The 25,997-nt window shown below is 59.5% G+C and carries 24 protein-coding genes; 19 read left to right on the top strand and 5 right to left on the bottom strand.

Annotated elements, in window-relative coordinates:
• The first annotated feature begins 41 nt into the window (after window positions 1-41).
• The 3 genes from GOX63_RS10830 to rpsD all read left to right on the top strand — a co-directional run bounded on the left by GOX63_RS10830 (window position 42) and on the right by rpsD (window position 4,126).
• A complete protein-coding gene (locus GOX63_RS10830; protein ID WP_170545709.1) occupies window positions 42-2,324 on the top strand; it encodes an adenosylcobalamin-dependent ribonucleoside-diphosphate reductase in 2,283 nt (760 codons plus the stop codon).
• Window positions 2,325-2,879: 555 nt separating this feature from the next.
• Window positions 2,880-3,311 carry a hypothetical protein gene (locus tag GOX63_RS10825; protein ID WP_170545706.1) on the top strand — a complete coding sequence of 144 codons (432 nt, stop codon included), beginning with the start codon at window positions 2,880-2,882 and terminating at the stop codon, window positions 3,309-3,311.
• 194 nt (window positions 3,312-3,505) lie between these two features.
• Complete coding sequence (gene rpsD / locus GOX63_RS10820; RefSeq protein WP_170325974.1) at window positions 3,506-4,126, top strand: 30S ribosomal protein S4; 621 nt, start codon at window positions 3,506-3,508, stop codon at window positions 4,124-4,126.
• 54 nt (window positions 4,127-4,180) lie between these two features.
• Here the strand turns inward: rpsD and GOX63_RS10815 are convergent, their stop codons facing one another.
• The gene (locus GOX63_RS10815) at window positions 4,181-5,068 is read right to left on the bottom strand and encodes an AraC family transcriptional regulator (protein ID WP_170325973.1); all 888 of its coding nucleotides are present in this window, start codon (window positions 5,066-5,068) and stop codon (window positions 4,181-4,183) included.
• A gap of 162 nt (window positions 5,069-5,230) precedes the next feature.
• On the opposite strand from GOX63_RS10815, the gene GOX63_RS10810 reads away from it, so the two are divergent.
• Window positions 5,231-6,055 (top strand): SDR family oxidoreductase, encoded by an 825-nt coding sequence (locus GOX63_RS10810; RefSeq protein ID WP_170325972.1) that lies wholly within the window; start codon window positions 5,231-5,233, stop codon window positions 6,053-6,055.
• A 3-nt stretch (window positions 6,056-6,058) separates the two neighbouring features.
• On the opposite strand, the gene GOX63_RS10805 is transcribed toward GOX63_RS10810, so the two are convergent.
• Entirely contained in the window at window positions 6,059-6,520 is a 462-nt protein-coding gene (locus GOX63_RS10805) for an Lrp/AsnC family transcriptional regulator (RefSeq protein ID WP_170545704.1), read from the bottom strand.
• A 102-nt stretch (window positions 6,521-6,622) separates the two neighbouring features.
• On the opposite strand from GOX63_RS10805, the gene GOX63_RS10800 reads away from it, so the two are divergent.
• The 4 genes from GOX63_RS10800 (at window position 6,623) to GOX63_RS10785 (ending at window position 10,930) form a co-directional block, all read left to right on the top strand.
• On the top strand, window positions 6,623-8,038 hold the full coding sequence (locus GOX63_RS10800) for an aminotransferase class V-fold PLP-dependent enzyme (RefSeq protein ID WP_170325970.1): 1,416 nt from the start codon (window positions 6,623-6,625) through the stop codon (window positions 8,036-8,038).
• Between the two features lie 65 nt (window positions 8,039-8,103).
• Window positions 8,104-9,189 (top strand): histidinol-phosphate transaminase, encoded by a 1,086-nt coding sequence (gene hisC, locus GOX63_RS10795; protein WP_170325969.1) that lies wholly within the window; start codon window positions 8,104-8,106, stop codon window positions 9,187-9,189.
• Window positions 9,186-10,106 carry a prephenate/arogenate dehydrogenase family protein gene (locus GOX63_RS10790; RefSeq protein ID WP_170325968.1) on the top strand — a complete coding sequence of 307 codons (921 nt, stop codon included), beginning with the start codon at window positions 9,186-9,188 and terminating at the stop codon, window positions 10,104-10,106. The genes hisC and GOX63_RS10790 overlap by 4 nt, the downstream gene beginning before the upstream one ends.
• Window positions 10,103-10,930: an extensin family protein gene (locus GOX63_RS10785; RefSeq protein ID WP_170325967.1), complete on the top strand. Its 828-nt coding sequence runs from the start codon at window positions 10,103-10,105 to the stop codon at window positions 10,928-10,930. The genes GOX63_RS10790 and GOX63_RS10785 overlap by 4 nt, the downstream gene beginning before the upstream one ends.
• Here GOX63_RS10785 and GOX63_RS10780 read toward each other — a convergent pair.
• Window positions 10,927-11,928, bottom strand: a complete 1,002-nt coding sequence (locus tag GOX63_RS10780; protein ID WP_170325966.1) for a DUF2125 domain-containing protein — start codon at window positions 11,926-11,928, stop codon at window positions 10,927-10,929. The genes GOX63_RS10785 and GOX63_RS10780 overlap by 4 nt on opposite strands.
• A 67-nt stretch (window positions 11,929-11,995) precedes the next feature.
• On the opposite strand from GOX63_RS10780, the gene GOX63_RS10775 reads away from it, so the two are divergent.
• The 4 genes from GOX63_RS10775 (at window position 11,996) to GOX63_RS10760 (ending at window position 16,191) form a co-directional block, all read left to right on the top strand.
• On the top strand, window positions 11,996-12,526 hold the full coding sequence (locus GOX63_RS10775; protein WP_170325965.1) for a gamma-glutamylcyclotransferase: 531 nt from the start codon (window positions 11,996-11,998) through the stop codon (window positions 12,524-12,526).
• 70 nt (window positions 12,527-12,596) lie between these two features.
• The gene (locus GOX63_RS10770) at window positions 12,597-13,775 is read left to right on the top strand and encodes a biopolymer transporter ExbB (protein WP_170545702.1); all 1,179 of its coding nucleotides are present in this window, start codon (window positions 12,597-12,599) and stop codon (window positions 13,773-13,775) included.
• Between the two features lie 3 nt (window positions 13,776-13,778).
• Window positions 13,779-15,416, top strand: coding sequence for a peptidoglycan -binding protein (locus tag GOX63_RS10765; protein WP_170545699.1), 1,638 nt, complete (start codon window positions 13,779-13,781; stop codon window positions 15,414-15,416).
• Window positions 15,417-15,561: 145 nt separating this feature from the next.
• Complete coding sequence (locus GOX63_RS10760; protein ID WP_254435934.1) at window positions 15,562-16,191, top strand: phosphotransferase; 630 nt, start codon at window positions 15,562-15,564, stop codon at window positions 16,189-16,191.
• Between the two features lie 123 nt (window positions 16,192-16,314).
• On the opposite strand, the gene clpA is transcribed toward GOX63_RS10760, so the two are convergent.
• Both clpA and gloB read right to left on the bottom strand, forming a co-directional pair.
• Entirely contained in the window at window positions 16,315-18,639 is a 2,325-nt protein-coding gene (gene clpA / locus GOX63_RS10755; protein WP_170325961.1) for an ATP-dependent Clp protease ATP-binding subunit ClpA, read from the bottom strand.
• 166 nt (window positions 18,640-18,805) lie between these two features.
• Complete coding sequence (gene gloB / locus GOX63_RS10750; RefSeq protein ID WP_170325960.1) at window positions 18,806-19,573, bottom strand: hydroxyacylglutathione hydrolase; 768 nt, start codon at window positions 19,571-19,573, stop codon at window positions 18,806-18,808.
• Window positions 19,574-19,634: 61 nt separating this feature from the next.
• Between gloB and GOX63_RS10745 the strand changes: the two genes are divergently transcribed.
• From GOX63_RS10745 to GOX63_RS10715, 7 genes are all read left to right on the top strand, one after another.
• The gene (locus tag GOX63_RS10745; RefSeq protein WP_170325959.1) at window positions 19,635-20,369 is read left to right on the top strand and encodes a class I SAM-dependent methyltransferase; all 735 of its coding nucleotides are present in this window, start codon (window positions 19,635-19,637) and stop codon (window positions 20,367-20,369) included.
• A 303-nt stretch (window positions 20,370-20,672) separates the two neighbouring features.
• Complete coding sequence (locus GOX63_RS10740) at window positions 20,673-21,233, top strand: F0F1 ATP synthase subunit delta (protein WP_170325958.1); 561 nt, start codon at window positions 20,673-20,675, stop codon at window positions 21,231-21,233.
• Window positions 21,234-22,772 (top strand): F0F1 ATP synthase subunit alpha, encoded by a 1,539-nt coding sequence (gene atpA / locus GOX63_RS10735; RefSeq protein ID WP_170325957.1) that lies wholly within the window; start codon window positions 21,234-21,236, stop codon window positions 22,770-22,772.
• 15 nt (window positions 22,773-22,787) lie between these two features.
• On the top strand, window positions 22,788-23,663 hold the full coding sequence (locus tag GOX63_RS10730) for a F0F1 ATP synthase subunit gamma (RefSeq protein ID WP_170325956.1): 876 nt from the start codon (window positions 22,788-22,790) through the stop codon (window positions 23,661-23,663).
• 18 nt (window positions 23,664-23,681) lie between these two features.
• Entirely contained in the window at window positions 23,682-25,106 is a 1,425-nt protein-coding gene (atpD, locus tag GOX63_RS10725) for a F0F1 ATP synthase subunit beta (RefSeq protein WP_170325955.1), read from the top strand.
• Window positions 25,107-25,118: 12 nt separating this feature from the next.
• Entirely contained in the window at window positions 25,119-25,529 is a 411-nt protein-coding gene (locus GOX63_RS10720; protein WP_170325954.1) for a F0F1 ATP synthase subunit epsilon, read from the top strand.
• A gap of 117 nt (window positions 25,530-25,646) precedes the next feature.
• Window positions 25,647-25,997 carry an H-type lectin domain-containing protein gene (locus GOX63_RS10715; protein ID WP_170325953.1) on the top strand — a complete coding sequence of 117 codons (351 nt, stop codon included), beginning with the start codon at window positions 25,647-25,649 and terminating at the stop codon, window positions 25,995-25,997.

The following is a 25,997-nucleotide window of genomic DNA, read 5'->3' as shown; positions in this document are numbered from 1 at the left end:
TGGGGTAGTCTGGATGCCTCTTTCAGTACAGGGAATCACCAATGAGCCGCTTTGCCGCCCCCATCGCCGAGCAGATCTGGGACATGAAATACCGTTTCAAAAAGGCGGATGGCACGCCCATCGACCAGACGGTCGAGGATAGTTGGCGACGCATCGCCCGCGATCTTGCGCGGGTGGAGAAAGACCCGGCGCATTGGGAAGAAAAGTTCTTTGAGGCGCTGGAAGATTTCAAATACCTGCCCGCTGGCCGTATCACCGCAGGCGCAGGCACCGCACGCCAGGTGACCCTGTTCAACTGTTTCGTCATGGGCACCGTGCCCGACAGCATGGGCGGTATCTTCGATATGCTGAAAGAAGCCGCTTTGACCATGCAGCAGGGTGGGGGGATCGGTTACGATTTCTCGACCATCCGTCCGCGTGGTGCTGATGTGCATGGGGTGGCTGCAGACGCTTCGGGGCCGCTGTCGTTCATGGATGTGTGGGACGCGATGTGCCGAACGATCATGTCCGCAGGCTCGCGCCGTGGGGCAATGATGGCGACTATGCGCTGTGACCATCCGGATATCGAACAATTCATTACCGCCAAGTCTGACCCGGCGCGCCTGCGCATGTTCAACATGTCGGTGCTGGTGACAGATCCGTTCATGGAGGCCGTTAAAGCCGACGGTCCTTGGGAGCTGGTGTTCGGCGACAAGGTCTATCACACCGTTCAGGCGCGTGATCTGTGGAACAAGATCATGCAGGCCACCTTTGACTATGCCGAGCCGGGCGTGATCTTCATTGACCGGATCAATCAGGCCAACAACCTGAGCTATGTCGAGACCATCGCGGCAACGAACCCCTGCGGTGAGCAACCCCTGCCGCCTTATGGCGCCTGTCTGCTGGGCTCGATCAATTTGGCTCGTCTCGTGGCCGAGCCGTTCGAGGACGCGGCGCATCTGGACGAGGCCGCGCTGCAGGAACTGGTCGCCACCGCCGTTCGGATGATGGACAACGTGGTCGACGCGTCGAAATTCCCGCTGCCGGAACAAGCGGCCGAGGCACAGGCCAAGCGCCGCATCGGGCTGGGTGTGACCGGACTGGCCGATGCGCTGCTGATGTTGGGCCTGCGCTATGGCTCAGACGAGGCGGCGCGTCAGACCGAGCGCTGGCTGAAAGCAATCGCCCGCGCCGCGTATCTGGCGTCGGTGGACTTGGCGAAGGAGAAAGGCGCGTTCCCTCTGTTCGATGCCGAGAAATATCTGGCCAGCGGCACCATGCAGCAGATGGACGAGGACGTGCGTGATGCAATCCGCGAGCATGGTATCCGCAACGCTCTGCTGACCTCGATCGCGCCGACCGGCACGATCTCCCTGTATGCAGGCAACGTTTCATCGGGGATCGAACCGGTCTTTGCGTACGCCTACACCCGCAAGGTTTTGCAGAAGGATGGCTCGCGCACCGAAGAAGAGGTCGTGGACTACGCCGTACAGATGTGGCGCGACAAGTTCGGTGACAAGGAGCTGCCGGACTATTTCGTAAACGCGCAGACGCTGAGCCCGTCCGATCACGTCAAGATGCAGGCGGCGGCGCAGAAATGGATCGACAGCTCGATTTCAAAGACGATCAACTGCCCTGAGGATATCAGCTTTGATGCCTTCAAGGATGTCTACATGCAGGCCTGGGATCAGGGCTGTAAGGGCTGCACGACCTATCGTCCGAATGACGTAACCGGTTCGGTTCTGACTGTCTCGGAGAGCGATGACAAGGTGCCCGGCGAAAGCGCGGATGCTCCGCACGAGGTCGATGGTGGTGACGTCATCTATATGTCCGAACCGCTGGACCGGCCGCAATCGCTGGAGGGTTCGACCTACAAGTTGAAATGGCCCGACAGCGAGCACGCAATCTACCTGACCATCAACGATATCGTCATCGGTGGCCGTCGCCGTCCGTTCGAGGTGTTCATCAACTCGAAGAACATGGAACACTACGCCTGGACGCTTGCGTTGACCCGGATGATCTCGGCCGTGTTCCGTCGGGGGGGCGATGTGTCCTTCGTGGTCGAAGAACTGAAGGCCGTATTCGATCCGCGGGGTGGTGCCTGGGTGCAAGGCAAGTACATCCCCTCGATCCTGGCCGCGATCGGTGGTGTGATCGAGCAACACTTGATCAATATCGGTTTCCTTGAAGGGGAAGGGATGGGGCTGAAATCTGACCCGCAAGCGCAGGTGGTCAACATGGATGCACCCCGCGGCAAAGCGTGCCCGTCCTGCGGACAGTTCGACATGGTGATGATCGAAGGCTGCATGACCTGCCGTAGTTGTGGGCACTCCAAATGTGGCTGACCCACGGGGGCGTAAACTGGCTGTGAACTACAAGGTGACGCGAAGCTGTTCGGCAGAACTCAGCCCCCATCTAGTGGGGCTGTGACGCCCAAAACTCGTGATACCTTGGTTTTACAAATGCTTGCAGGCGCCCGGTTTACGGATCGGGCGCTTTCCAATTTTGATCCCCTCAATCAATCTTTGCTACTGGCCAACTGGCCTGTTTGGGTGAGCTTGCGATTTGTTTAAGTACGGCTTGAGATGCAATGCGATAATGCCATCTTACAGCGAAGCGTCTTTAGGTTGGTGCTGCTGTGGCGACCAATCGCAATCACGCTCGATCAAACCGGTTTGGCACGTGTCTTTGCTGTCACGGTCAACGACCGATTCTCCGTGGTAAAAATTTCGTTAATGTTGCGTTAACGTCTCTTTTCCGCCTTATTTTACGTTGATAAGAGGTGCCTAATCGTTAGTGAAATGTTGAAGGTGCAGGCGGGTACAATGAGAGCCGGAAAAAACGGTCGAACGGCAGTATTTTGGAGTCAGACTGAAATCGATGGACTTGAGGCAGCTCCTTTGTCCTTTCTATCTGTCGGAGCAGCATGGTCATGGCGCGGACAAGCGCGATACCTGGTTGAAACAGCAGCCCACGCGGTTGAGTGGACCGGACATGCCTTGGGCAGCGCGGCTGCAACTCTTGATCATTGCGCTCTAGTCGAGGACCTGTCGGAAGAAGCAAGTGGACTGCTTGTTTTGACCAACGGCGCGCAAACCTTCACAGCAACTATGTTTCCCGTGGCCGGAGAGTCGGTTCCGATGCTGGTATTCGAAGGCGACTGCCCCGAACGGGATCAGGAATTCTGGATCAGCGAGATCACAGAAGGCGGGCTCCAAAGCCGCAAGTCAGGAATGGCAAGCACGGTTGTGGCGTTCCCGGTTCGACCCAAGCAGGACATGGGCGGGTCTGACCTCCGGGTTGCAGCTACTGCAGGGCGCAGAGCTGAATAATTCTCAGTTTTTTGGCGGAAAACCTGTTTCCGCATGGTGGGGCGTGTTGACTCTGCCGTTTTCGCGGATATAAGCGCGGCTTCATTGGTGTTGGTGGCCCCCGCAAGGGGATGCCTGTCATGGGGGAAACCTCAAGAGGACAACGCCCTTCATAGTGGCCCGCAGGGCCTCGACCTAAACGAAGGAGATCAGCCGTGACCAAACGCACGTCTGCCAAGTACAAAATCGACCGCCGGATGGGCGAAAACATCTGGGGTCGTCCGAAATCCCCGATCAACCGTCGTGAATATGGCCCCGGCCAGCACGGTCAGCGCCGCAAGGGCAAACTGTCGGACTTCGGTCTGCAGCTGCGCGCCAAGCAGAAGCTGAAAGGCTACTACGGCGACCTGACCGAGAAGCAGTTCCGCCGCATCTACGCCGAAGCCGAGCGTGTCAAAGGCGACACCGGTGAAAACCTGATCGGTCTGCTGGAGCGCCGCCTGGACGCCGTTGTTTACCGCGCCAAGTTCGTGCCGACCGTGTTTGCTGCACGTCAGTTCGTGAACCACGGCCACGTCAAAGTGAACGGCAAGCGGGTCAACATCCCGTCCTACCGCGTCAAAGAAGGCGACGTCATCGAAGTGCGTGACAAGTCCAAGCAACTGGCTGTTGTTCTGGAAGCTGTTGCTCTGGCCGAGCGTGATGTGCCTGACTACATCGACGCCGACCACTCGAAAATGACCGCGACCTTCGTGCGCGCACCGGGCCTAAGCGATGTGCCTTACCCGGTCATGATGGAACCGAACCTGGTCGTCGAATTCTACGCGAAGAACTAATCTTCGCCGACACACAGTTTTCCGAGGCCGCGCAATTTGCGCGGCCTTTTTTGTTCAGGCCGCGCTTTGAGTTCCGATGTCCTGTCGCGGGGAAACCCCGAATTTGCGCGAATACTCCCGGCTGAACTGGGTTGGGCTTTCATATCCCACGTCAAAGGCCGCCTGCGACACGCTGAGCATGCCGTGGGACAAAAGCCGGCGTGCTTCCAGCAATCTGAGGTCTTTCTGGTATTGCAGCGGCGACTTGGCGGTCACTGATTTGAAATGTGCGTGAAAGGCCGAAACGCTCATGCCAGCGGTCCGCGCAAGGTCGGACACGGGCAGAGGGGTTCGGAAATCCGCCCGGATGACATCAATCACCCGCGCGATCCGGCTGGCGGTGCTGTCACGCCATAACATCTGGCGTAGCATTCCACCGTGATCGGACTGCAGCAGCCGATAGTGGATTTCGCGGCTGATCATCGGCGCCAAAACCTGCGCGTCTGTCGTGGTCTGACTGGCGCGAAACAGACGTGTCATGGCGTCGACCAGATCGGGTGAGGCTTTGGATGCTGTCAAGCTATGGGCCGCCTCTATGCTTGGTGTGGCAGATCCTGCCTCGTCATAAAGGCCCCTCAGTATGGACAAATCGAGCGAGAAGACGAGGCCGATATAAGGCTTCTGGCGGCTCGCTTCGGTAACTGCGGCCAGAACCGGGATCGAATGGCTAACGATCAAACAATCGCCCGCCCCGAAGTGAACCAGCCGGTCGCCGATACGCGTTTCTTTCTTTCCTTGTAGAACTAGGCAGGCAATGGGTTCATAGACCTGCGCCTCGATGGATTTAGTTTTTATGTCGTGCAGCAGGCCGAAACCCGCTAAGGCAGTCGGGTAATAGGCTGCATCCTCTGGTTCTCCACGCACCGTTTCGCAGATTTCAGCAATCAGGTCGAAGTGTATCATATCGGGCCTCACGGTCTCGTTGAGCATATTGAACGGGATGTATCCGAGCCAGTGAAAATCCCAGGGTTCAGAGAATTAGGCAGGACTTGCGGAGAATCCGGCAGGCAAACCGCAACGCGTGGGGCTATCTGACAGTCAGACTTTTCATAGCGGAGATGGACTATGGTACAGACAATCCTCATCACTGGCGCGTCGTCAGGCATCGGCAAAGTCACGGCGGAACTGTTTCAGAAGCAAGGCTGGAACGTCATCGCCACCATGCGTAGCCCCGAGAAAGAAACCGAGCTGACGCAGCTGGAGAATGTCTTGGTGACGCGGTTGGATGTCACTGACGAGGCCACGATCACTGCAGCCGTGGCCGAGGGGCTCGCGCGGTTCGGGCAGATTGATGTTTTGCTGAACAACGCAGGTTACGGCGCTTACGGTCCGCTCGAGGCTTTCCCGATGGACCGTATCCGGCGGCAATTCGACACCAACGTGATCGGTCTGCTGGCCGTGACCAAAGCCGTTCTACCGCATATGCGAGCCAATGGTTCGGGCTGCATCGTGAATATCTCGTCCATCGGCGGGCAGATCACATTCCCGCTCGGGGCGCTGTATCACGGTACGAAATTCGCGGTCGAAGGGATATCGGAGTCGCTGCATTACGAACTCGCCGCCGCGGGTATCAAGGTCAAGATCGTCGAACCCGGTCTGATAGCCACGGATTTCGGCGGGCGGTCCTTCGATTTCGTCAATGATGAAAGCATGACCGAATACCAGCCCGTGGTGCAGGCCCTGTTCGGCACCTGGGGGTCCGAGGAAATGGCCGAACGCACTTCGCCGCCCAGCGTTGTGGCCGATGTAATCTGGAGCGCGGTTACGGACGGGACGGACACGCTGCGCTATCGGGCCGGGGCCGATGCGGTTGAGTTTCTGGACAACCGCAAGGCCTTGGATGACGCTACCTTTATCGGCGGCATGAAAACGATGCTTGGGCTTGCCTGATACTCAGATCGGCAGCGGTCGCCCTTCGGCGATCGCTTCCATCGCGAAATACGAGGTCACGCTGTCCAATTCGACCTTTTCGATCAGGCGTTGATAGACCTTGTCATATGACGCCATATCCTCGGTCACGACTTTCAACTGATAGTCGTAATCACCGCCGATACGGTGAAAATCCACCACCTCGGGAATGGTCAGGACGTGGCTGCGAAAGGCCTGCAGCCAATCTGTCGAATGATGCCGTGTGCGCAGCATAACAAAGACCACAAGGCTCAGCCCCAGTTTCTCGCGCGCGATACGGGCGGTCGAACCGGTGATTACGCCATTCTCGTTCAGTGCCTTCAGCCGCCGCCAGCAGGCGTTTTGTGACAAACCGACCCGATCTGCCAGCTCACGTTGCGACAGCGTGGCGTCGGTTTGCAATTCACGCAGGATGCGTTTGTCAATCTGATCTATTTTATCCGCCATATCTGATCATATGACACAAAAAATGACAAATCTATCAAAAGAAAGGTGAAGTTTACTCAGCAAGATCCAATCATATTGGAAAGGCAATACGGAGCCTTTGCCATGACCCTGTCCAAATTTCGCGCAGAAATCCAAACCGCCACTCACGAGTCCACTCTGCGCGACGGGCTGATCGGAGAGAATGTTCTGATCCCGGGTCTGCATAGGGACGTGCCGCTGGTATACGCGGACTACGTCGCCTCGGGCCGTGCGCTGCGGCAGGTTGAGGATTTTGTCGCCCATGAGGTGCTGCCCTTCTATGCCAACAGCCATACCGAGGCCTCCTATTGCGGGTCCTATATGACCCGTCTGCGCCGTGAAGCGCGCGCAGAGATTGCCCGCATCGTAGGTGCGAGGGGAGAAGACGCGGTGATCTTTACCGGGTCTGGCGCTACTGCGGGTCTCAACCGGTTGGTCAGTTTGTTGGGTGTGGATGCGGCTGACCGGCCGGTTGTTTTAATCGGGCCGTATGAGCATCACTCGAATATTCTGCCCTGGCGCGAAAGCAAAGCGCAGGTGATTGAAATCCCCGAGGCTGCTGAGGGGGGCGTTGATCTGGCTGCGTTGGAGCAGGCCCTGGTCGACAACGCCGGTTCCGATCTGATCATCGGATCGTTTTCGGCGGCATCGAATGTCACAGGCATCATCACCGATCCGGACCCGATCACCCGGTTGCTCAAGGCGCATGGGGCCGCGTCGGTTTGGGATTACGCAGGCGGCGGTCCGTATTTGCCAATGGATATGGGGCCGGAGGATGCACGCAAGGATGCTATCGTCGTTTCCCCGCACAAGTTTCCGGGCGGACCGGGGGCGTCGGGCGTACTGATCGTCAACCAGAACACTGTGAAACGCACATGCCCCAGTTGGCCCGGTGGCGGCACGGTCAGTTTCGTCTCGCCGTGGCGGCATGACTACAGTGAGGACCTGGCAACCCGCGAAGAGGCCGGAACGCCCAACGTGATCGGAGATATCCGCGCGGCGCTGGCCTTCATCGTCAAAGATGTGGTTGGCACCCATGAGATTGCCCGCCGTGAAGAGAAATACAACCGCATGGCGCTGGAAGGGTGGGGTGATAACCCGAACCTGACCTTGCTGGGCACGGACAACCCGCATCGTCTGCCGATCTATTCCTTCCTGGTGTGCGACAACGTGGGGCGCCCTGTGCATCAGCAATTGTTCACCCGGATGCTCAGCGACATCTACGGCATTCAGGCGCGGGGCGGTTGTGCCTGTGCCGGGCCGTATGCGCACCGTTTGCTGGGGATCGACCGCGAAACCTCGGACGAGCTGCACGCGGCTCTGTCCGCCGGGGAAGAGATGAAGAAACCCGGTTGGGTGCGCCTGAACTTCTCGTATCTGATGAGCGAAGAGACGGTTCAGTTCATCATCGACAGCGTCAATGACCTGTCCCGCCGGACCGAAGAATTCGCGCCCTATTACTGTGCTGACCCGGCAACGGCCCGCTTCAAAGCGGCGTGACGGAATTGCCGCTTTTCTCAACGCGTTGAGACGGGTATGAGGGGCTCCAATAAACGGAGCCTCTTATGAACAAGATCACCCCTCAACCCGGCATTATGGACATCGCGCTCTATCAGGGCGGCCAGTCGCATGTGGCCGGGGTCGAGCATGTGATCAAGCTGAGTTCGAACGAAAACCCGTTTGGCCCTAGCCCCAAGGCGATTGAGGCGGCGCGCGACAGTGCCGCGACCCTGCATCGTTACCCCAGCACCGATCACGCGCCCCTGCGGCAAGCCATCGGCGCGCGCCACCGGCTGGACCCGGCGCGTCTTGTGTGTGGCGTGGGCAGTGACGAGGTGCTGCAATTCATCGCTCAGGCCTATGCCGGGCCGGGGGATGAGGTCATCTATACCGAGCACGGGTTTTCCATGTACCCGATCATTGCCCGCATGGCCGGTGCGATGCCGGTGATGGTGCCGGAGCGGGATCGGCATGTGGATGTGGACAACATCCTTTCCGCTGTCACCGAACAGACACGGATCGTATTCGTGACCAATCCGGGCAACCCGACCTCGACCATGATCCCCGAGGCCGAACTGGCTAGGCTGGCCGAGGCGCTGCCGCAGACCTGTCTGATGGTGATCGACGGGGCGTATGCCGAATTCGTCGATGGGTTCGATGGTGGCGCATCTTTGGTGGATCGGTTCGAGAACGTGATCATGACCCGGACCTTTTCGAAGGTTTACGGTCTTGGCGGAATGCGGGTTGGCTGGGGCTATGCCGCGCAGTCGATCATCGACGTGCTGAACCGGGTTCGCCAGCCGTTCAATCTGTCGCTGACCGCTTTGGCAGCCGCAGAGGCTGCGGTGAACGATGTGGAGTTCCTGACCTTCTGTCGGGCAGAAAACGCGCGCCTGCGGGTGTGGCTGTCTGATGAGCTGGCCAAGATCGGAGTACCGTCGGATGCGTCCTGCACCAACTTTATCCTCGCACGGTTTGCGGATCAGGCCGAGGCTGAGGCCTGTGACGACTACCTCAAAACTCAGGGTCTGATCGTGCGCCGTGTCGCGGGCTACAACCTGCCCAACGCTTTGCGGATCACCGTTGGTGACGAAGACGCCTGCCGCCGTGTCGTTGCGGCCATCACCGCGTTCAAAGGGGGTGCCGTATGAGCCAGGTTTACGACCGTATTGCGCTGATCGGGCTGGGTCTGATCGCATCGTCCATGTTCTGGGCCATCAAGCGCTCGGGCCTTGCGGGTGAAGTCACCGGCTATGCCCGGTCCGAGGCGACCCGCGACGCAGCCCGCCGGATCGGTCTATGTGACCGTGTGTGCGATACCGCGCGTGAAGCGGTCGAGGGCGCGGATCTTGTGGTTTTGTGTGTCCCTGTCGGTGCGATGGAGGCCGTGGCCACAGATATCGCCCCGGTCCTTAAGCCGGGAGCGACGGTGACGGATGTGGGTTCGGTCAAACGGCACGTGATTCAGGCCGTATCTCCACATATCCCTGAAGGCGTACATTTTGTGCCCGCGCACCCGCTGGCCGGGACCGAGCATTCCGGCCCCGAGGCTGGCTTCGCCGAGCTTTACGACAATCGTTGGTGTTTGCTTGTGCCAGTCGAAGGATCGGACCCGGACGCCATCGCGCGCCTGCGTGCGCTGTGGGAAGGCATGGGCGCGAATGTCGATGAGATGGACGCGGACCACCATGATCTGGTTCTGGCTGTGACGTCCCACGCGCCACACCTGATTGCCTATACGATGGTGGGTGTCGCCGATGACCTGCGTCGTGTGACCGATACCGAGGTCATCAAGTATTCCGCCGCCGGTTTCCGGGATTTCACGCGGATCGCGGCCTCGGACCCGACCATGTGGCGCGATGTGTTCCTGACGAACAAGGACGCAACGCTGGAAATCCTCGGGCGCTTTACCGAGGAGCTTTTCGCACTCCAGCGCGCCATCCGCACCGGCGATGGTGAACACCTGTTCGACTATTTCACCCGTACCCGCGCGATCCGGCGCGGGATCATCGACGCCGGGCAGGATACGGATGCGCCAGACTTTGGACGAGGCAAAGCAAGCTCATGAGACGCAGCTGGAGGTTTCTGATGATTGGATTTGTGGCAGCCAACGCCACATGGTCCAACGCGGCGCCTCTGGAACAGTCACTGGTTCCCGTTACTCGCCCCTCTGAGGCACAAGTACTGGCCTTCGCCAGCCCGGCTGCCGTTGAAATTCGCCCCAAATTGCGGCCCGAGACTCAAATCATCCTGGCCGCCGCCTCCGCCCCGGCGGATGTGTCGGTGCTGGAGCAAACTTCGCCTATCCGACCGCTTTTGCGCCCGAAAGCGCTGGAGTTGGAGGTTCTGTTCAAGAAACGCAAGCTGCGCAAAACCTCGGTCTGCGGGGACATAGATATTCAGGGCAAGCCAGTCGGCAGCGTTCCGGGTAAGATCAAGGCGTGTGGGATCAAGGATGCCGTTCAGGTAACTTCGGTCTCGGGCGTGGCACTTAGCCGTCCGTCGACCATGGATTGCGGTACCGCCATTGCGCTGAACAAATGGGTCGACAAGACGGTCAAGCCCACCTTCAAGCGGCGCGGACCGGTGGTCGAGATTCAGGTCGCCGCGCATTATGCCTGCCGAACCCGCAACAATCGCAAAGGTGCGAAGATATCCGAGCACGGCAAGGGCAGGGCGATTGATATCTCGGGTTTCAAGATGGCCGATGGCGAAGTGGTGACGGTCCTGAGCGGCTGGCGCAAGAACCCGTCAAAGCGTCAGCTGACAAAAGTCTGGCGGGGGGCGTGTGGGCCGTTTGGCACCGTGTTGGGGCCAAACGCGGATCGCTATCATAAGGACCATTTCCACCTGGATACGGCGCGCCACCGCCGGGGGCCATACTGCCGTTAACGCAGGATCAGTCGTGGGGCCGGCCCAAGGGGCAGGGGACCCAGTGCCACAAAGCCATCGCGGAAATTCAGCTGTAAATCCAGTGCGTTGGGATTGCCGCCAAGCCCGGCCATGAAGTTTAGCGCACGCGTCACCGGGTCAACCGCCTGATCGGGCAGGGCGCCCGCAGCGTTGGCCATGGCGATCATGTCGCGCCAGTTCTCGGCCTTGACGGCAATCTCGCCAATCGGAATGCCTTGCTGATCAACATCCAGCTCTCCGGTGGCGAACAGACGCAGCGCGCCCCACTTCATCTCGGCCAGACGAAGGTCGATCTTTACCGGCTGCGGCCTGCTGTCTTCCAGCGCCGAACGATCCCAGGCTTTGTCGAAGGTGACAGCCATATCCAGTTCCAGCGTCTCGAACGCCTGCGGCAGGGTCGTGGCCGAACGCATCAGGTCGCGCAGATCATCGCCGGGGGTGAAGCCGTCAATCCGCGCGCCGATCACATAGGTTTCGGGGGTTGGCGTCTGCTCCATCACGAGGGCCAGTGTATCACCGCCGGCCAGCGTCCCGGTATCGTCAGTGATGGACCAAGGCCCGGCGGTCAGCGCCATTTTTTCCAGCACCAGCGCGACACCGGGTTGCAATTGCAGTTCAGCCTGCAAATCACCGGCTTCAATGGTGGCCGTCTGGTCGTAGTGGGACAAGCGCTGCGGCGTTTCGGCAAACCGTAGCACCTGACGGCCGGGCCAGATCGCGGGGCTTTGGAATTCTATCCAGTCGGCGCTCCATGCAGTTCCGTTGACCGGATCGGCCAGCGCGGGGCTGTTCAGTCGAGTCATGTGGTGGAAGGGGTATCCGGCAGTCTCAACGTCTGCAAATTCGGCCTGCCAGCCCTGTTCCTGCTGTTTGTCGAACCATGTCGTGATGGCATTGCGCAGCCCGAAACCGGCAATGAACCAATAGGCGCTCCACGCGACAAGGATGAAAATGATAAACCGCACCAGACCGCGCATGACAGATGGCCCTTTTTCCTGCCTCGGATTTGATGTTTATAGGCGCAAACGGGCAAGGACCAGTGCTATGACGATGTGGGTTTTCGGATATGGATCGCTGCTGTGGAACCCGGGCTTTCCGGTGGCCCGCAGCGAACGCGCAACGCTGCACGGTTATGCGCGGTCCTTCTGCATGAGCTCGATCCACCACCGCGGCACCGAGGATCATCCCGGCCTCGTACTGGCGCTGGACGAACAGGCCGATGCCCATTGCAAGGGGTTGGCTTTGGCGGTTGAAGCCGGTCATGAGGACCGCACGTTGCACGAATTGCGCGAGCGCGAGCTGATCTCATCGGCTTATGTCGAGAAAATGCTGGACGTGCAGCTCGACAACGGCGAGGTGGTGACTGCGGTGACCTACGTGATCGACGCCGATCATGTGCAATATTGCGGGGGAATGCCGCTGGAGGAACAGGCACAGATCATCGCCCATGCCGTGGGCGGGCGCGGGCCAAACACCGAATACCTCTACAACACCGCCGAACATTTGGCCGAGATCGACCTGCGCGATCCTGATCTTGAGTGGTTGGCGCAACGGGTGCGGACCATCACCGCATAAACCCTTGGCGTCACCGGTGTTATTTCGCTAGTTTCGGCATAGAGCAGGCAAAATACCGGGAACCACGCGCATGGCGCAGGCACATCAGGGCGCGAGACCGCATTTCTCGCAACCCATTCGTCAGATCGTTACAATGCTGGTCGCGATCGCTTTGGCGGGGTTTGGGGTCTTCATGGCGCTGCCTTATGTGCTGCCGGTCTTTTACGCCAACCCCTACCTGAACGGCTTTATTATTCTCGTCTTCATCATCGGCGTGTTTGCTTGTTTCTATCAGGTGACACAGCTGATCGGGTCGGTCCGATGGATCGAGGCGTTTGTCGGTGGTGTCGTCCGCGAAGACGCCCGCACGCCGCAATTGCTGGCACCGCTGGCGTCTTTGCTGCGCGAACGGGGCGCGCGGTCACAAATCAGTTCGACCTCAACCCGCTCCATTCTGGATTCGGTGGCCGAGCGGATCGAGGAAGAGCGTGAGATTACCCGATACATCACCAACGTCCTGATTTATCTTGGCCTTTTGGGTACGTTCTTCGGGCTGGCGACAACAGTTCCGGCTATCGTCGACACCATCCGCAGCCTCAACCCGCAACAGGGGGAAGAGGGTCTGGCCGTCTTCAACCGCCTGATGGTCGGGTTGGAATCGCAGTTGCAGGGCATGGGCGTGGCCTTTGGCTCCTCGCTGCTGGGTCTGGCCGGATCGCTGATCGTTGGTCTTCTGGAACTGTTTGCGGGCCACGGGCAGAACAGGTTTTACCGCGAACTTGAGGAATGGTTGTCCTCGATCACCCGTGTCGGTTTTGCTGCCGGGGATGAGGGCAGCGCCGAACTGGCCGTGCTGACCCCCGTGCTTGACGCCATGTCCGAGCAGATGAACGCGCTGCAGGATTTGTTTTCCGCGCAAGGGGCGGACAGTGCAGCAGTATCGACCAAGTTAGGCCAGCTGGCGGACTCGATTGGCGAAATGAACGCACGGCAATCCACTAACGACAACGTGGCAGCGGCGCTGGAGCGGGTAGCCCTTGGGCAGGACGCGCTTCTGGACCATATGCGCGAACAGGGTGCCGGCGATGGGATCGATGCCGAAAGCCGTATGCGCCTGCGCTCGATGGATGTACAGTTGCTGCGTATTCTCGAAGAGATTTCCGCCGGGCGGCAGGAGAGCATGAGCGAGCTGCGCAAGGATATCGAACTTTTGGTCAAAGCCCTGACTTTGCCCCGAGGCGCCGTGCGCACCGCTCCGGAAAGCGAGTAAACAATGGCTCTGTCCCGCCGCACAGGTCAACGTTTCCAGGGCTCGGTCTGGCCCGGATTCGTGGACGCGATCACCGGGCTGCTGATGGTGCTGACCTTTGTGTTGACCATCTTCATGGTGGTGCAATACGTGCTGCGCGAAACCATTTCCGGGCAAGAGGATGAACTGACCGCCCTGTCGGATGAGGTCGCGGCCTTGGCCGGGGCGCTGGGTCTGGAAGAGCGGGAGAACAGCCGGTTGCAGGCGAGGTTGGGCGTATTGAGCTCGACTCTGTCGCAGGTCGAGACCGAGCTGGTTCAGGCACAGATCCAACTGACCGACTTTGAAGCTCAGGTTGCGGCCCTGTTGTTCGACCAGGCTCGATCACAGGATGAAATCGCTGAATTGCAGGGCGAACAGGACGCTCTGAACCTGGCTCTGTCGCAAAGCCGGGCCGAGATCGACGAACAGACCGAGGCCGCCCGTCTGGCCGCCGCCCAACGCGAGGCGCTTGAGGCGCTGGTGGCTGATCTGGAACAAAGCGACGCGGCGCAGGGCGCCCGGATTTCTGAGCTAGAGGAACAACTGACATCAGAAGAGGCCGCCAGACTGGCCGAGGCTGCTGCCGCCGAAAACCTGCGGGCCCGTCTGCAGAATGCGGATGCTGAATTGACAGCCATGACCCTTGCGCTGGAGGCGCAGCGCAAGGAAGCCGAGGAAACGCTGACTCTGCTGGCTGCGGCGCAGGCTGCAAGGGCGGAATTGGAACGGCAGTTTGGGGACCTGAACACCGAAGAGTTGCGGGCGCAGCTTGAGGCCGCCCTTGCCGCGCAGAGCGAAGCCCTGGCCGAGGCGCAGGAACAACGAACCTTGGCCGCGGAGCGCGCGGCCCTGCTCTCGGTGGCGCGTGACACGCTTTCGGATGAGCAGGCGATCTCGGAAAAGGCGCAACGCGAAACCGCGCTGCTGAACCAGCAGTTGGCCGCGCTGCGCGAGCAAGTGGGCGGGTTGCAGGGCTTGCTGGACGACTACGCAGAGCGCAATGCGGCTGCTGATATCCGTATCCAGACACTGGGGCAGGACCTGAACGCGGCGTTGGCGCGCGCAGCCTCGGAAGAGCGTCGCCGCCGTCTGCTAGAAGAAGCCGAACGCAAGCGTCTTGAAATCGAGGCGCAGGACCTGGCAGCGCAGGCCGAGGATCTGCAACGCTATCGATCGGAGTTTTTCGGTCGCCTGCGCGACGTTCTGGGCGATGAACAAGGCGTTCGGATCGAAGGGGACCGTTTCGTGTTTTCTTCCGAAGTGCTGTTCGATACCGGCTCGGCTGTCCTGTCTCCGGTCGGTCAGCAAGAGGTTGCAAAGGTGGCCGCTATCCTGCGCAGCGTGGCGGTGGAAATTCCTGAAGGTCTGAACTGGGTGATCCGCGTAGATGGCCACACGGATAACGTGCCATTGGCGGGGTCCGGGCGATATCGCGACAACTGGGAACTGAGTCAGGGCAGGGCTTTGTCAGTGGTGCGCTATATGGTCGACGCGCTGGGTATCCCGCCGAACCGGCTGGCCGCCAACGGGTTTGGCGAGTTCCAACCCGTCAATCCCGCCGATACCCCCGAAGCCCGCGCGCAGAACCGCCGCATCGAGCTGAAGCTGACCGAGCGGTAGTCAATCGGGCTGCACTTGGGAGTGCAAAAAAAATCTTTTGATACGGGCGGATTGTCGACACGCATATGGTGAATTGAGGGGGCAACACTCCTATATCCTCACCATAGGTTGAGCGGAGCTGTGCGTGAAAGACAAGGAAACAGAGATGCACATTGCGGTGGAAAAGCGACTACGGTCGCCGTACCGCCGTGTAACTCTGTGCCAGACCCGGCGAGGGGGAAGGTTTTGGCTGAAACGTGTTGAGCGTTTCGCTCCGCATCTTTGGCTGGTGAAGGGAAGGCCAGAGAAGGCGTTTGACCGTGATCGGCGCTCCCATCGCTTTCTCTGGAATTACGGGATGCCCGTCCCCCGGATCGTGGCCGAAGGTTTGGGGTTTATCGCCATCGAGGACGCCGGGGCCAGCCTGACCAAACTCTGTCAGAGCACATCTGTCACGATGGCAGAAAAGCTCAGGGCATGCCGCGCAGCAGGGCGGGCTTTGGCGCGATTGCATGCGGTGGACCTGGCCCATGGACGTCCAGCCTTTCGGGACATGTGCTGGGACGGGCGTCAGATTCGGTTCATCGACTTCGAGTATTTTGTGCCTGTCAAAGCCGGGCGGCTCCGCAAAGCCCGCGATGTCGGCATCGCGATTCTGTCGGCCTTATCGCAGGGCGCGAGTGGGCCGCGCTATGCACATTGCATCCTATCGGCCTATCGTTTGGCAAATGAGAGGCAGCCGCAAGTTCTGCCGGAACCATGCCCGGTGCGAAACCGCCAGCCTCATATCTGGTAATGCCGTTGGTTTGAAAATTCGGAGTTTCCGCAAGGCCGGGCTTGCCTACCAAATCTCTGCAATGCAGGTCCAAATGAAAAAACCCGCCGTGAATGGCGGGTTTTCTGTTTGAAGTGCTGGCGATCAATCCGCCGTCAGCAATGGCGGTTTGTCGCCCGGAATACGCGGCTGATCGGGGCCGAAGATTTCCAGGTTCAGCTCGCCCTTCTTGACCGAAACGCGGACCACACCGCCCTTGGCCAGCTTGCCGAACAGCAGCTCCTCGGCCAGAGGTTTCTTGATGTGCTCCTGGATTACGCGGCCCAGCGGGCGGGCGCCCATCTTGTCGTCATAGCCCTTGTCGGCCAGCCATTCGGCGGCCTTGGGCGTCAGATCGATGGTCACGTTGCGATCCAGCAATTGCGCTTCAAGCTGCAGCACGAACTTTTCGACCACCTGCAGGATGACCTCTTTCGGCAGCGGCGCGAACGAGATCACAGCGTCCAGACGGTTGCGGAATTCCGGCGTGAACATACGCTCGATTGCAGCGGTGTCTTCACCCTCGCGGCGGTCACGACCGAAGCCGATGGCGGCCTTTGCCTGTTCCTGTGCACCCGCGTTCGAGGTCATGATCAGAACCACGTTGCGGAAGTTCACCGTGCGGCCGTTGTGATCGGTCAGCTCGCCGTGGTCCATCACCTGCAACAGGATGTTGAACACATCTGGGTGCGCTTTCTCGATTTCGTCCAGCAGCAGCACACAATGCGGATGCTGGTCGACACCGTCGGTCAGCAGTCCGCCCTGATCGAACCCGACATAACCCGGAGGCGCACCGATCAGACGGCTGACCGCGTGTTTCTCCATGTATTCCGACATGTCGAAGCGCAGAAGTTCCACACCCAGCGTATCTGCCAGCTGTTTCGCGACCTCGGTCTTGCCCACACCGGTCGGACCAGCGAACAGGTAGTTGCCGATGGGCTTTTCAGGTTCCCGCAGACCGGCACGCGCCAGTTTGATCGCGCTGGACAGCGCCACGATGGCGTCATCCTGACCGAACACCACCCGTTTCAGCGAAGCCTCAAGGTCTTTCAGAACCTCGGCATCGTCTTTGGTGACATTCTTCGGCGGGATGCGGGCAATCTTGGCGACAACAGCCTCGATTTCCTTCACACCGATGGTCTTGCGGCGTTTGCTTTCCGCAACCAGATGCTGCGCGGCACCGGCTTCATCAATTACGTCGATGGCCTTGTCGGGCAGCTTGCGGTCATTGATATAACGGGCTGAGAGTTCCACGGCGGTCTTGATGGCGTCCGCAGTGTATTTGATCTCGTGATGCTCTTCGAAATAGGGCTTGAGACCGCGCAGGATTTTCACGCTGTCCTCGACCGAAGGTTCGTTCACGTCGATCTTCTGGAACCGGCGGCTGAGCGCGCGGTCTTTTTCGAAATGCTGACGGAACTCTTTATACGTGGTCGAGCCCATGGTGCGCAGCTTGCCGCCCTGCAGGGCAGGTTTCAGCAGGTTGGACGCATCCATCGCACCACCCGACGTGGCGCCGGCGCCGATCACGGTGTGAATCTCGTCAATGAACAGCACAGCGTCGGGGTGATCCTCCAACTCGGTGACAACTGCCTTGAGCCGTTCTTCGAAATCACCGCGATAACGTGTGCCCGCCAGCAGCGCGCCCATGTCCAGCGAAAAGATAGTGGTATTGGCCAGCACGTCGGGTGCTTCGCCCGATACGATCTTATGTGCCAGGCCTTCGGCGATGGCGGTTTTACCCACGCCCGGATCGCCCACCAACAGCGGGTTGTTCTTGCGACGGCGGCAGAGAACCTGGATACACCGTTCAACCTCATCGGCGCGGCCGATCAGCGGGTCAACGTCGCCCGCACGCGATTTAGCGTTCAGATCAATGCAGTATTTCCCAAGCGCGCTTTCTTTCTGGTCGCCTTCACTCGCGGTGGACTGCACCTCTTCCTCGACCTGGTCTGCGCCCGAAACCGAGCGGTTTTCGCCATAGGCCGGGTCCTTGGCCACACCATGCGCGATAAAGTTCACCGCGTCATAGCGGGTCATGTCCTGTTCCTGCAGGAAATAGGCCGCGTTGCTTTCACGTTCGGCGAAGATGGCGACCAGGACGTTCGCGCCGGTCACCTCGGTCCGTCCCGAGCTTTGGACATGGATCGCGGCACGCTGGATCACGCGCTGGAACGCGGCGGTTGGGACGGCTTCCGAGCCGTCGATATCGGTGACCAGATTGGACAGGTCTTCGTCAATGAACTCGACCAGAGTGCTGCGCAACTCGTCCAAATCGACGCTGCAGGCCTTCATGACGCGGATGGCATCAGGTTCCTCCAGCAGCGCCAGCAGCAGATGCTCCAGCGTTGCGAATTCATGTCGCCGCTCATTCGCAGCCGCCAAGGCCGCGTGAATGGCTTGTTCTAATGTGCTCGAGAATGAAGGCACGCGGGTGCTCCTCTGTCTTGGGTCGAAGGGGGGCGGCTATGGCCCCAATCCAACCATGTCCTCATACTATTAGAGTTTGGTTGATCGTGGCCCGGCTTCAAGGGTTTTCTTTCACTTGACAGTCACATTTCATGTGACCGTGGCCGTGAAGAGAGCGAAATAGGCATCAGAACCGGTCTTTTCTAGCCCGGATTTCAGCAAAAACATCCGCCGGGTCGACATTCTCCATCCCCAAATGCGCCTGAATCGCCGGGTCAGTGGCGCGTAGAAAGGGGTTCGTAGCCTTTTCCAGCGCCAGAGTCGACGGCACTGTGGGCCGCCCTTCGGCGCGGGCTCGGTCGATATCGATCATGCGTTGCTGCAGCGCGGCGTTGTCGGGATCGACTGTTATGGCAAATTTGGCGTTGGATTGTGTGTATTCGTGCCCGGAGCAGACGATTGTTTCGTCGGGCAGGGCGGCCAGTTTACTGAGCGACGCCCACATTTGCGGCGCGGTCCCTTCGAACAGGCGGCCACAGCCAAGCGCCATCAGGCTGTCAGCGGTGAAGACTACCGAGCTTTGGGGCATATAATAAGCAACATGCCCGATTGTGTGGCCGGAGACGTCCAGCACCTGAACCGGTTCGCCTCCGATCTCGAATGTATCGCCATCGGTGACCTGCTGGTCCAGCGGGGGCAGGCGATGGGCGTCGGCAGCGGCCCCAACGACCTTGGCGGGATGCTTTTCAAGAATGCCGGGCAGACCGTCGACATGGTCCCAGTGGTGATGGGTCAGCAGTACATGGCTGAGGCTCCAACCACGCGCCTCCAGTTCGGCCAGAATCGGGCCGGATTCGGGCGCATCAACAAGGGCGGTCTGGCCACTTTCCGCGTCATGCGCCAGAAAAGCGTAGTTATCGCTGAGACATGGGATGGTGACGATCTCAAGAGGCATGGCCTTTTGCCCTTTCGTTGCTAGACTGCGCTCAGCTAAGCCGATTGACCGGGTGTCCGCAATGCATCTTGATGTGCAGGATCTGAGGAACTTCTACTACCGCAGCACATTGGGCCGTGCTGCGCAGGCGGCTATTCGGGGTCGGTTGACCGAGATATGGCCCGAAGCCAAGGGGCAGACAGTGGTGGGTTTCGGCTTTGCAGTGCCTTTGTTGCGCCCATACCTGAAAGATGCGCGGCGTGTGATCGGCCTGATGCCGGGACCGCAGGGCGTGATGCCTTGGCCTGCGGGGATGTCCAACGTATCGGTCCTGACCGAGGAAACCTTGTGGCCCATCGAGACCGGCCATGTTGACAAACTGGTGGTGATGCACGGGCTTGAAACCTCGAGCCGCCCCAGTGAATTGCTGGACGAATGTTGGCGCGTGCTGGGGCCGGGCGGGCGTGCCCTGTTCGTTGTGCCGAACCGGGCCGGATTGTGGTCGCGGACGGATCGGACACCGTTCGGGTTTGGACGACCGTACTCGGCGTCTCAGTTGGAAAGCCAGTTGAAGGCGCATCACTTCATCCCCGAAAGCCATTGTTCCGCCCTTTACATGCCGCCGTCATTTCGCCGGTTTTGGCTGAAGTCTGGAAATCTGATCGAGAAAACAGGCCAGCGCGTGCCAACGATCATGGCGGGCGGCGTTCTGATGGTCGAAGTGACCAAACATATCCGCCCTCCCAGCGGCAGCGTCTCGAAGGATACCGAGCGGCGCCCCATCAAAGCTCTGGATGGGTTGTTGAAGCCCGCATGACCCTTCAACCGCCAAATGGGCGGAAAACATGCGCGAAAAAAGTCACAGGAATCGCAAAAACCTGCATATCCGTAACATTTTTCAACTGACCTGAGGGGTTCAAACCGTCGCACTTGGTGTAAGTATTTGAAAAGCAACGCTTTGTGGATAATTCCGTTACCGCTATAGTATATTGCTTGGTTGGTTCTGCTCTGCTACATCCCCGGTGATTTTGATCCCCGCCCTAAAAGGACGGGGTTTCCTCACGCCCCAAGGTAGCGGCCGCTACTCAAAATCGGGGCCTCAAATATCGGAAGGGTGGACGTGTCCGAACCAGCTTCGATTTCCACTGGCATCGCCGAGCGCTATGCCACCGCAATCTTTGAGATTGCGAAAGAGAACAATGACCTTGCAGGTCTGGAATCCGGCATCAATGATCTGTCTGCAGCTTTGGGCGAAAGCGCCGAACTGCGTGACCTGATCGCATCTCCGCTGGTTTCGCGTGCCGAGCAGGAAGGCGCGATCACCGCGGTTGCCGACAAGATGGGCCTGCATGCGATCCTGCGCAACACGCTGGGTCTGATGGCGCAGAAACGCCGCCTGTTTGTCGTGCCGCAGCTGGTGCAGGTTCTGCGCGACATGCTGGCCGAAGAGCGTGGCGAAGTGACCGCCGATGTCGCCTCGGCCAAGGCGCTGACCAAGACACAACTGGAAAAACTGTCCAAGACGCTGTCCGAGCGTGTGGGCAAGACCGTGACTATCAATGCGACCGTGGATGAAAGCCTCATCGGCGGTCTAGTCGTTAAAGTGGGCTCGAAGATGATCGATAGCTCGATCCGCTCCAAGCTCAACTCCCTACAGAATGCAATGAAAGAGGTCGGATAAATGGGAATCCAAGCTGCAGAGATTTCTGCAATCCTGAAGGACCAGATCAAGAATTTTGGTCAGGAAGCCGAAGTGGCCGAGATCGGCCGCGTGCTGAGCGTCGGTGACGGGATTGCCCGTGTATACGGCCTGGACAACGTTCAAGCCGGTGAGATGGTCGAATTCCCCGGTGGCATCATGGGCATGGCCCTGAACCTGGAAAGCGACAACGTCGGTGTCGTTATCTTCGGTTCCGACCGTGACATCAAAGAAGGTGACACTGTTAAGCGCACCAACTCGATCGTGGACGTTCCGATCGGTGACGAACTGCTGGGCCGCGTTGTTGACGGTCTGGGCAACCCGCTGGACGGCAAGGGCCCGATCAACGCAACCAAGCGTGGCGTTGCGGACGTTAAAGCACCCGGCATCATCCCGCGTAAATCGGTGCACGAGCCGATGGCAACCGGCCTGAAATCGGTTGACGCGATGATCCCGATCGGCCGTGGCCAGCGTGAGCTGATCATTGGTGACCGTCAGACCGGTAAAACCGCCGTTGCTCTGGACGCGATCCTGAACCAGAAAACCTACAACGACGCAGCAGGCGACGACGAGTCGAAAAAGCTGTACTGCATCTACGTTGCGATTGGTCAGAAGCGTTCGACCGTTGCGCAGCTGGTGAAGAAACTGGAAGAGTCCGGCGCGATTGAATACTCGATCGTTGTGGCTGCGACCGCGTCCGACCCGGCGCCGATGCAGTTCCTGGCACCCTATTCCGCGACCGCGATGGCCGAGTACTTCCGTGACAACGGCCGCCACGCGCTGATCATCTATGATGACCTGTCGAAACAGGCCGTTTCCTATCGTCAGATGTCGCTGCTGCTGCGCCGCCCGCCCGGACGTGAAGCGTACCCGGGTGACGTTTTCTACCTCCACTCGCGCCTGCTGGAGCGTTCGGCGAAGCTGAACGAAGATTTCGGTGCAGGTTCGCTGACCGCTCTGCCGGTTATCGAAACTCAGGGTGGTGACGTTTCGGCGTTTATTCCGACCAACGTGATCTCGATCACCGACGGCCAGATCTTCCTGGAAACCGAACTGTTCTACCAGGGCATCCGCCCCGCCGTGAACACCGGTCTGTCGGTTTCGCGTGTAGGCTCCTCGGCTCAGACCAACTCGATGAAGTCGGTTGCTGGTCCGGTTAAGCTGGAACTGGCTCAGTACCGCGAAATGGCTGCGTTTGCGCAGTTCGGTTCCGACCTCGACGCCGCAACTCAGCAGCTGCTGAACCGTGGTGCGCGCCTGACCGAGCTGATGAAACAGCCGCAGTACTCGCCGCTGACCAACGCTGAAATCGTCTGCGTCATCTTCGCAGGTACCAACGGTTACCTCGACAAGATCGACGTGTCCGATGTTGGCCGTTACGAAGCTGGCCTGCTGGCGCACCTGCGTGGCAAGCACGCGGATCTGCTTCAGTGGATCACGGACGAAGATCCCAAGATCAAGGGTGACGCTTCCGACAAGATCAAGGCTGCGCTGGACGAATACGCCGCAACCTTCGCTTAAGGGAGAGGCGGGCATATGCCAAATCTTAAGGACCTTAAAAACAGGATCGAGTCGGTCAAATCGACCCGCAAGATCACCAAGGCCATGCAGATGGTCGCGGCTGCAAAATTGCGCCGCGCCCAGGAATCTGCCGAAGCCTCGCGTCCCTATGCCGAGCGGTTTAATGCCGTGATGGCGGGGCTGGCGGCTTCGGTCGGGGGCAGCGACAGCGCCCCCAAGCTGCTCCGTGGTACGGGCAGTGATGATGTCCATCTGCTGGTTGTCATGACAGCTGAACGCGGCCTCTGCGGCGGCTTCAACTCGAACATCGCCAAGCTGGCCCGTGTCAAAGCGGAAGAGCTGCGCCTGAAAGGCAAGACGGTCAAGGTTTTGACCGTCGGCAAGAAAGGCCGCGACGCGCTGAAGCGTGATTTTGGCGACATGTTCGTTGGACATGTCGACCTGAGCGAAGTCAAACGCATTGGTTACACCAACGCGCAGGACATTGCGAAGGACATCCTGTCCCGCTTTGACGGGGGTGAGTTCGATGTTGCCACGATCTTCTACTCGAAGTTCGTCAACGTTGTGACCCAGATCCCGACGGCACAGCAGGTTATCCCCGCCTCGTTCGAGGAAACCGAGGGTGACGACAGCGGTGCAGTGTTCGATTACGAGCCCAGCGAAGAGGCCATTCTGGCCGACCTGCTGCCCAAGGGGGTTGCGACCGCGATCTTCTCGGCTCTGCTCGAAAACGGGGCGTCTGAACAGGGTGCACGGATGTCCGCGATGGACAACGCGACACGCAACGCGGGTGAGATGATCGACAAGCTGACGATCCAGTTCAACCGCTCGCGTCAGGCCGTGATCACCAACGAGCTGATTGAAATTATTTCCGGCGCCGAAGCGCTGTAAGAAAACCGGAGACGAAACATGGCGAATGCAAAAGGCAAAGTCACACAGATCATCGGGGCCGTCGTCGACGTGCACTTCGAAGATCAGCTGCCTGAAATTCTGAACGCGCTGGAAACCACCAACAACGGCAAGCGCCTGGTGTTGGAAGTTGCTCAGCACCTGGGTGAAAACACTGTCCGCACCATCGCGATGGACGCGACCGAAGGTCTGGTTCGTGGCGAAGCGGTTACCGACACCGGCGCGCCGATCTCGGTTCCGGTTGGTAACGCAACCCTGGGCCGCATCCTGAACGTTGTCGGCGAGCCGATCGACGAAAAGGGCGCCGTTGAAGCAACTGAAACCCGCGCGATCCACCAGCCCGCACCCGAGTTCGACGAACAGTCGACCGAGTCGGAAATCCTGGTGACCGGCATCAAGGTTGTTGACCTGCTGGCCCCCTACGCCAAAGGCGGTAAGATCGGCCTGTTCGGCGGCGCCGGCGTGGGTAAAACCGTTCTGATCATGGAACTGATCAACAACATCGCAAAAGTGCACTCGGGCTTCTCGGTGTTCGCGGGTGTTGGTGAACGGACCCGTGAAGGGAACGACCTGTACCACGAGATGATCGAATCGAACGTTATTAAGCCGGACAACCTGTCGGAATCGCAGGTGGCCCTGGTTTACGGTCAGATGAACGAACCTCCGGGAGCACGTGCACGTGTTGCTCTGACCGGTCTGACCCTGGCCGAGCAGTTCCGCGACCAGTCCGGTACCGACGTTCTGTTCTTCGTTGACAACATCTTCCGCTTCACGCAGGCGGGTTCCGAGGTTTCGGCTCTGCTGGGTCGTATTCCTTCGGCGGTGGGCTACCAGCCGACACTGGCCACCGACATGGGCGCCTTGCAAGAACGCATTACCTCGACCAAGTCGGGCTCGATCACCTCGGTTCAGGCGATCTACGTGCCTGCGGACGACCTTACCGACCCCGCGCCGGCAACCTCGTTTGCTCACCTGGACGCGACCACCGTTCTTAACCGTGCGATCTCGGAAAAGGGTATTTACCCTGCGGTTGACCCGCTCGACTCGACCTCGCGTCTGCTCGACCCGGCCATCGTTGGTGAAGAGCACTACAAGGTTGCGACCGACGTTCAGCAGATCCTCCAGCGCTACAAGTCGCTGCAGGACATCATCGCCATCCTTGGCATGGACGAACTGTCGGAAGAAGACAAACTGACCGTGGCCCGTGCCCGTAAGATCGAGCGCTTCATGTCGCAGCCGTTCGACGTGGCTCAGGTCTTCACTGGCTCGCCGGGTGTTCAGGTTCCTCTGGATGTCACCATCTCGTCGTTCAAGGCCGTTGTGGCCGGCGAATACGATCACCTGCCCGAAGCAGCCTTCCTGATGGTTGGCGGCATCGAAGAAGTGATCGCCAAAGCGGAAAAGATGGCCGCAGAAGCCGCCTAAGGAGTATCCCTGATGGCAAACACGATGCAATTCGACCTCGTCAGCCCCGAGCGGAGCCTAGCTTCGCTTGCGGCGACGGCGGTCCAGATTCCCGGCGCGGACGGGGACATGACGGCAATGCCCGATCATGCCCCCACCATCACCACGCTGCGCCCGGGCATCCTGAAGGTCGACTCACCGGAAGGGTCCAGCGAATATCTGGTCACCGGCGGGTTTGCTCAGATCAACGGCGACGGTCTGTCGGTTTTGGCTGAAAAGGCCATTCCGGTGACCGAGGTGACCCGGTCGCAACTGGACGACCTGATCGCCGAGGCCCGTGCCTCGCACGAAGTGGCCAAGAACGGCGATGATCAGACCATCGTCGACGACGCCGCCAAACTGCTGGCCGACATGGAAGCCCTTGGAACGCATATGAGCCTGTAAGGCTCACTGCATTCAGAATGTCGAAAACGGCCTCGCTTGCGCGGGGCCGTTTTTTTTGTGGTGATTTTGTCAAAGCGTCAGGATAAGGTGTCGGAATTCAAAGATAAAGATGCTGGAATGAAGACATTTCGAACCCACCCGATTGGTATCGACCAAGGCGAGGCCGTGCTGTTTTCGGAATTTGCCGATGGTGGCGACATGTGGACGGGCGAGGGCCCGCGCGAACGGCGGAAATCCATCACCTTCAGTCAACCCTTCCGGTCGGTGCCAGCGGTTCAGATCGGTGTATCGCTGTGGGATGTGGACACGTCCTCGGCCCTGCGCGCCGAAGTGACCGCCGAGGATATTTCACCCGAGGGGTTCACCGCTGTTTTCCGGACCTGGTCCGACACCCGTATCGCGCGGATACGGGCTGCGTGGACCGCCATCGGAGAGGTTGCGCATGAGGACGATTGGGACATTTCATAG

This window comes from Ruegeria arenilitoris (assembly GCF_013031355.1).
Taxonomy (GTDB): domain Bacteria; phylum Pseudomonadota; class Alphaproteobacteria; order Rhodobacterales; family Rhodobacteraceae; genus Ruegeria; species Ruegeria arenilitoris_C.
The sequence above is the reverse complement of the archived record's forward strand: the minus strand, read 5'-3'. Positions and strand labels throughout refer to the sequence as shown.

Bases quoted from the DNA above. Each gene is read 5' to 3' on its own strand.
- GOX63_RS10830 (WP_170545709.1), top strand. From the start codon at position 42: ATGAGCCGCTTTGCCGCCCCCATCGCCGAGCAGATCTGGGACATGAAA.
- GOX63_RS10815 (WP_170325973.1), bottom strand. From the start codon at position 5,068: ATGATACACTTCGACCTGATTGCTGAAATCTGCGAAACGGTGCGTGGA.
- GOX63_RS10810 (WP_170325972.1), top strand. From the start codon at position 5,231: ATGGTACAGACAATCCTCATCACTGGCGCGTCGTCAGGCATCGGCAAA.
- GOX63_RS10805 (WP_170545704.1), bottom strand. From the start codon at position 6,520: ATGGCGGATAAAATAGATCAGATTGACAAACGCATCCTGCGTGAATTG.
- GOX63_RS10800 (WP_170325970.1), top strand. From the start codon at position 6,623: ATGACCCTGTCCAAATTTCGCGCAGAAATCCAAACCGCCACTCACGAG.
- hisC (WP_170325969.1), top strand. From the start codon at position 8,104: ATGAACAAGATCACCCCTCAACCCGGCATTATGGACATCGCGCTCTAT.
- GOX63_RS10790 (WP_170325968.1), top strand. From the start codon at position 9,186: ATGAGCCAGGTTTACGACCGTATTGCGCTGATCGGGCTGGGTCTGATC.
- GOX63_RS10785 (WP_170325967.1), top strand. From the start codon at position 10,103: ATGAGACGCAGCTGGAGGTTTCTGATGATTGGATTTGTGGCAGCCAAC.
- GOX63_RS10780 (WP_170325966.1), bottom strand. From the start codon at position 11,928: ATGCGCGGTCTGGTGCGGTTTATCATTTTCATCCTTGTCGCGTGGAGC.
- GOX63_RS10775 (WP_170325965.1), top strand. From the start codon at position 11,996: ATGACGATGTGGGTTTTCGGATATGGATCGCTGCTGTGGAACCCGGGC.
- GOX63_RS10770 (WP_170545702.1), top strand. From the start codon at position 12,597: ATGGCGCAGGCACATCAGGGCGCGAGACCGCATTTCTCGCAACCCATT.
- GOX63_RS10765 (WP_170545699.1), top strand. From the start codon at position 13,779: ATGGCTCTGTCCCGCCGCACAGGTCAACGTTTCCAGGGCTCGGTCTGG.
- GOX63_RS10760 (WP_254435934.1), top strand. From the start codon at position 15,562: ATGCACATTGCGGTGGAAAAGCGACTACGGTCGCCGTACCGCCGTGTA.
- gloB (WP_170325960.1), bottom strand. From the start codon at position 19,573: ATGCCTCTTGAGATCGTCACCATCCCATGTCTCAGCGATAACTACGCT.
- GOX63_RS10745 (WP_170325959.1), top strand. From the start codon at position 19,635: ATGCATCTTGATGTGCAGGATCTGAGGAACTTCTACTACCGCAGCACA.
- atpA (WP_170325957.1), top strand. From the start codon at position 21,234: ATGGGAATCCAAGCTGCAGAGATTTCTGCAATCCTGAAGGACCAGATC.
- GOX63_RS10730 (WP_170325956.1), top strand. From the start codon at position 22,788: ATGCCAAATCTTAAGGACCTTAAAAACAGGATCGAGTCGGTCAAATCG.
- atpD (WP_170325955.1), top strand. From the start codon at position 23,682: ATGGCGAATGCAAAAGGCAAAGTCACACAGATCATCGGGGCCGTCGTC.
- GOX63_RS10720 (WP_170325954.1), top strand. From the start codon at position 25,119: ATGGCAAACACGATGCAATTCGACCTCGTCAGCCCCGAGCGGAGCCTA.
- GOX63_RS10715 (WP_170325953.1), top strand. From the start codon at position 25,647: ATGAAGACATTTCGAACCCACCCGATTGGTATCGACCAAGGCGAGGCC.